The sequence below is a fragment of the Myxococcales bacterium genome (genome assembly GCA_022563535.1).
Lineage (GTDB): Bacteria > Myxococcota_A > UBA9160 > UBA9160 > UBA4427 > DUBZ01.
In genome coordinates, this window is record JADFNE010000130.1 from 1 (window position 1) to 5,853 (window position 5,853).

3 protein-coding genes are annotated in these 5,853 nt (G+C 58.4%); 2 read left to right on the plus strand and 1 reads right to left on the minus strand.

Annotated features, from left to right (window positions below; translation table 11 throughout):
- Positions 1-870 precede the first annotated feature (870 nt).
- Positions 871-2,781, plus strand: coding sequence for an NAD(P)/FAD-dependent oxidoreductase (locus tag IH881_19995; protein ID MCH7869983.1), 1,911 nt, complete (start codon positions 871-873; stop codon positions 2,779-2,781).
- 87 nt (positions 2,782-2,868) lie between these two features.
- Positions 2,869-3,882, plus strand: coding sequence for an alcohol dehydrogenase catalytic domain-containing protein (locus IH881_20000; protein ID MCH7869984.1), 1,014 nt, complete (start codon positions 2,869-2,871; stop codon positions 3,880-3,882).
- A gap of 33 nt (positions 3,883-3,915) precedes the next feature.
- Here IH881_20000 and IH881_20005 read toward each other — a convergent pair.
- Positions 3,916-5,853 (minus strand): response regulator (locus IH881_20005; GenBank protein MCH7869985.1); only part of this gene is annotated, 1,938 nt, incomplete at its 5' end.

Consider the following 5,853-nt stretch of genomic DNA (forward strand, 5'->3'; position numbering starts at 1 on the left):
TCTCGACGACAAGACGCGCGCGGAGATGAAGATGCTGGCCGAGGCCCTGGCGCCCAACCGGCCCGAAAGTGCCTACTCCCAAACCAGTGGTACGAAACCCCAGGCCAGTGCTTTCTTCGAAGAGACCCGGTACTCCGGATCCCGACTACTAGGTCAAGTTCTCTGGCACCGCAGAGTCGCAGCCAGCTCGCTTCGAAGACCAATCGGACAAATGTGTGATCGCGCAGACGCAACACCAGGAAGATGAGCCCCGCGCAGAACGCCGCCATCAGACTACAGCCCAGCGAGTAGACCTGGGGCCGCCAAAACTTGAGGTCACCGATCGACAATCCGATTGCGATCAACAGGGCAAGGCAGATTTTCACGAGTCCCTGGCGCGAGAAACGCATGACGAGAAAGGGCCAAAGGAGATAGGACTGTTCCTCGACCGCGAGCGACCACGTGACCCCTAGAATTTCCGGCGAGCTGCCGAATGGGATGAAAATATTCTGCAGGTACAAAGACAAATATCGCTGGGGAGTAATTCTCCAGCATCACTTGGTTTGCGGGCGAGATCCCGACGACGGGCCAGCGGGCGCTGCGGCTTCTTTTGAAGGTTTTCCGAGGACTTGCACGGACACGCTGTGCCACTTGCTGCCAGGCTCCGGGTGCCGAGAACGCGCTTACCCCGACCCCAAGCGGTTTCCGGGACCGGAGCCCCCGGACAGGCATAGGCTGGGCTGCGTCCGGTGAATGAACTACAAATCGGACCTTTCCCCCAGTTTCATGGACCGCAATCCCAATTCTCTGAAGATTCTCCTCGCAGCGACTGGCTAGCCTTCACAGCGCACACGATCGGACCCGCAATTGTCCAGTGACCGAGAACTGGGAATGAAGCGTGCCATTACGCGCCGGGACTTCCTCGAAGGAGCGAGTGTTGCCATCGCGGGCAGCATGGTGCCTGGCGAACTGTTGGCCGCGACCGTCTCCAGAACTTCCAAGGCCCCCAACCCGACCAACGTCTATCCGCCTGGACAGGTCGGGCTTCGTGGCAGCCATCAGGGATCGTTTGAAGTGGCCCATCAACTGGCCCTCGAAGGGCGTACCGATTGGGGGCCGGTCTCCGACTCCGACGGAATCGTCTACGACCTCGTCGTGGTCGGTGCCGGAATCAGCGGGCTATCGGCTGCGCACTTTTATCAGAAGCAGCATCCCGACGCGACGATTCTGATTCTCGACAACCACGACGATTTCGGCGGGCACGCAAAGCGCAACGAATTCGTCTCCGGCGGGCAGCGCATACTCGGCTATGGGGGGAGTCAGTCCCTCGAAAACCCGGGACGTTATAGCGAGGTCACGAAAGGCTTGTTGAAAGATATCCGCGTCGACGTGGATCGGTTTCGGACCGCGTATGATCAAGATTTCAACAAGCGCTGGGACCTGGGTCCGGGAATCTATTTTGATCGCGGTCACTACGGCGTCGATCGAGTGGTGCGCGGTGAACTGTACAGCTACGAAACCTATCTTCCCGCTGCGCCGACTCAGGTGGCGATCAAAGATTCGATACCGCAGATGCCCATTTCGGATGAGGCCAAGCGCCAACTGATCCGTCTGTATACCGAAAGCAAGGATCAGTTGCCCGACCACTCGATTTTGGGTGAAGGACCCTACTTGGAAAGCATCAGCTACCGCGAATTTCTGATCCAGCACATGGGCGTAACAGACCCGCAAGCGCTCGAACTGCTGCACAACGTTCTGGGGGATATGGGAGGAGGGCTCGATCTCATGCCTGCGCTCTGGGGCATGGTCATCGGGCTGCCGGGTTTTGGTGCAACCGACATGGGTCTATTTGAAGGGGTCATCAAACACTTTTGGAAGATTCTCGACGAGCCGTACATTGCTCATTTTCCCGATGGCAATGCGTCGATTGCGCGGCTTCTCGTTCGCAAGCTCATTCCCGGTGTTGCGCCGGGAGACACGATGGAGGACATCGTGGGCGCACCGTTCGATTACTCGCGCCTCGATCGCTCGGACGCGGCCGTTCGGCTCCGTCTGAGCAGCACTGTGGTAAAGGTGAGCAATCTCGGAAGTGCCAAGACTGCAAGCGAAGTGGCAGTCACCTATATGCGCGGAGGGCAGGCGTATCGTACTCGCGCGCGCAATTGCGTGCTCGCCTGTTACAACCGAATCATTCCCCACCTCTGTCCCGAGTTGCCAGCGGAACAGAAAGACGCGCTCGCGCTGTTGGTAAAAACCCCGCTCGTCTATACGAATGTGCTTCTGCGCAACTGGCAGCCCTGGAAAAAACTCGGCATCCATACCGTGCACTGTCCCGGCACTTACCATCGATTGGCCATGCTCGATTTTCCGGTCAGCCTTGGCTCGGTGAAATTCTCTGCCAGCCCCGACGATCCGATCGTCGTTCATATGAATCGAGTCCCCAACAAACCAGGCCTGACGGAGCGCGACCAAAATCGAGCAGGGCGCGACGAAATGCTGACGACGTCCTTCGAAAGCATCGAGCGGGATATCCGAACGCATCTCGCCGGAATGCTGGGCAGTGAAGGCTTCGACCCAGCCCATGACATCGAGGCCATCACCGTCAATCGCTGGCCTCATGGGTATTCGTGGTGGAACAACCCGCTGATGGAGCCCCATTTCAAAGAAGACGAGATTCCCTTTATTGTCGGCCGACAGCGGTTTGGCCGTATCGCGATTGCCAACGCGGACGCCGGAGGGCAAGCCTACGTGGATGGCGCAATCGATCAAGCCCATCGCGCTGTGGAAGATCTCGAAAACTGATTCGATTTCTTCGAATCTGTCGAGATGTTCTACAATCGAACACGACGCCACAGCCATCCCGGCGTCGTTAGTCCCGAGGTTGCACAGATGAGGGCGATGCAGCTGCGCCGGACAGGGTCGCTGGAGCCGGGTGCCCAACCGTTGGAAGAAACGGAGTTGCCCATTCCGGAACCTGCGCATGGCGAAGTCCGGATCAAGGTTTCTACCTGCGGCGTGTGTCATACGGAACTCGACCAGATCGAGGGTCGAATCAAACCGCCGCGCCTGCCGGTCGTGCCGGGACACCAGGTCGTGGGATGCGTCGACGCTGTTGGCGAGGGGGCAGGGCGGCACCAGTTGGGGGACCGGTTGGGGGTCGGCTGGATCTACCGTTCAAGCGGAAGCAGCGACGAGAATCTTGCCGATGAGTTCATGGCAACCGGACGTGATGCAGATGGCGGTTATGCCGAGTACATGGTGGTGCCCGAAAAATATGCCTACCCGGTGCCCGACGTATTCTCCGATCGCGACGCTGCTCCGTTGCTATGTGCCGGGGGTGTCGGCTACCGGGCGTTGACATTGAGCGGGATTCAGGACGGCCAGGCCCTCGGCCTGACCGGCTTTGGCGGCTCCGCACACCTGGTCCTGCAGTTGGTGCGTCATCTGTATCCCAACACACGGGTCTACGTCTTTGCCCGGGATGAATCGGCGCGAGCATTCGCATTGGAACTTGGCGCGTGCTGGTCGGGCGATACCAGTGAGACTGCACCGGAGCCGCTACATGCCATCATCGATACCACGCCGGCCTGGAAACCCGTGGTCGAGGCAATGGCGCAGTTGGCGCCGGGGGGCAGGTTGGTCATCAACGCCATTCGCAAGCAGGATGACGACAAAGAATGCTTGCTGGATTTGAATTACGATCGGCACTTGTGGCAGGAGAAGGAAATCAAATCGGTGGCCAACGTGACTCGCCACGACATTGTCGCCTTTCTCGAACACGCAGCCGCGATCCCCATCCGCGTCGAAGTCGAGACCTATGGGCTGACAGATGCCAACCAGGCTTTGCTGGACCTCAAGTATCAAGCGGTCCGCGGGTCCAAGGTGTTGGCGATTGAACAATAACGTCGGCGTGTCGGAGTAAGGAGGAGACTTCCGCTAGTCGACTCGCTTTGCGGCGTCGTCGATGGCGGTCCGAACCGCCCGGGCGAGTTCTGCGAGCCGAAACGGCTTCTGCAGGAACTGGTTTTCCCGATCGATTCCGCCGTGACCTCGCGCGGCGTCTTCCGGGTAGCCAGACATGTAGACGACGGGTGTATTCGAGTTGAGCACCGCGGCTTTCTTTCCCAAGTCACAGCCGCTCATGCCGCCGGGCAAGACTACATCGGTAAGCAAAACATCAAATGGGGTGGACGCCTCAATTCGTTCGAGAGCCTCCTGACCAGAGCCGGTGGATTGCACTTCGTAGCCCAGGGATTCGAGCATTTGAACGACTAGCGCGCGAAGCCTGTCATCGTCTTCCACGACCAGTACGGCCTCATCGTTCGCTCTCGGAACCTCCTCGGGCATTTGGTGATCTTCGACCGGGTTCTCCACACCCTTGTAACGTGGCAGATAGATCTGGATTGTGGTTCCCAATCCTTGCTCACTGTAGATGTGGATGTTCCCACCGGATTGCATGACAAAGCCGTAAACCATGCTCAGGCCCAGGCCACTGCCTTCACCCACATCCTTGGTCGTGAAGAATGGCTCGAATACATGGTCGACGATCTCCGGCGGCATTCCTTTCCCGGTGTCGCTCACGGTCACAACCACGTAGTCACCCGGTGAAATCTCCGTCTTCGCAAAGCTGAAATCATCGTCGATTTGCATATTCGAGGTATCGATGGTGAGCTTGCCGCCTCCGGGCATCGCATCCCGTGCATTGATGGCGAGGTTCAAGAGCGCGTTTTCGAGCTGACTCGGATCGGCTTTGACGAGCCATGATTCCGATCCCCCCGTCAGCCGGATGTCGACGATTTCGCCGAGGGTACGGCGCAATAGCTGAAGCATGTTCTCGACAAGGGTTCTGGGATTCAGCGCTTTCGGTCGCAGCTCCTGCTTGCGCGAAAATGCCAGCAGCCGCTGTGTCAGGCTGGCGCCGCGATTGGTCGCCTCCATCGCGATCTCGGCACACTCGCGGATATCGTCCGAGTCGCCGCTCATCTCCGCCACCATTTCCAAATTGGCGAGAATCACCGCCAGGAGATTGTTGAAGTCGTGCGCGATGCCACCGGTGAGCTGGCCCACGGCTTCCATCTTTTGGGACTGGCGGAGCTGGGCCTCCATGTCGTGCAGGTCGGTGATGTCTTGTTGGATGATGAAGTATTGGATCAACTCGCCGGAATCGTCAAAAATGGGGAAATCGATCTCTCGAATCTGGCGGACGGAGGCATCCTTTCGCACTGTCCGGAATCTAATTTCGGATTCCTCTCGACTGTCCGGGCTCGACGTCTCCCACGCCAGGTAGCGGTCGATGTCATCCGGGTGAATAAAGCAGTGGTCCATGCCGTCTCGGAATTCTGCGAGAAATTCGTCTTGCGTATAATCATGAAACGCCGCGTATTGTTCAGAAACACTCTCGTACTGCTTTTCTACCTCGTTCCAGATTGCAAACCCCAATTCCGCAACTTTGCAGGCCCTCATGAGTTGCGTTTCATGGGCGCGCGTCAATTTCTCAGCCCGCTCGCGTTCTGCGATTTGGTTCGTAAGTGCTTCGTTCAGGTCACGGAGCTCGGCTGTTCTTTGCTCGACTCTCTCTTCCAATTTTTCTTTCTCGGCTTCGAGCGCATCGACGGATCGCTCTCGCTCGACGACTCGGCCAAGCTGAGTAGCAATCTGCAATACGACCGCGCGGGTCTGATTGTCGAACGTACTTTCTCGTTCCGTGAAAAATTCCAAGATCGCCACGACGTCCGAGCCCACCATCACCGGAACGGCGAGGCAAGACTTCAACCCGGCTTCCGCCGCCCGCTCTGCCCGTGGGGTCGATTGATCGCTGGCGAGGTCGGTGCTCCATACCGTTTGTCTCTCCGCGAGTACACGACCCGGAAGTCC

Bases quoted from the DNA above. Each gene is read 5' to 3' on its own strand.
- IH881_19995 (MCH7869983.1), top strand. From the start codon at position 871: ATGAAGCGTGCCATTACGCGCCGGGACTTCCTCGAAGGAGCGAGTGTT.
- IH881_20000 (MCH7869984.1), top strand. From the start codon at position 2,869: ATGAGGGCGATGCAGCTGCGCCGGACAGGGTCGCTGGAGCCGGGTGCC.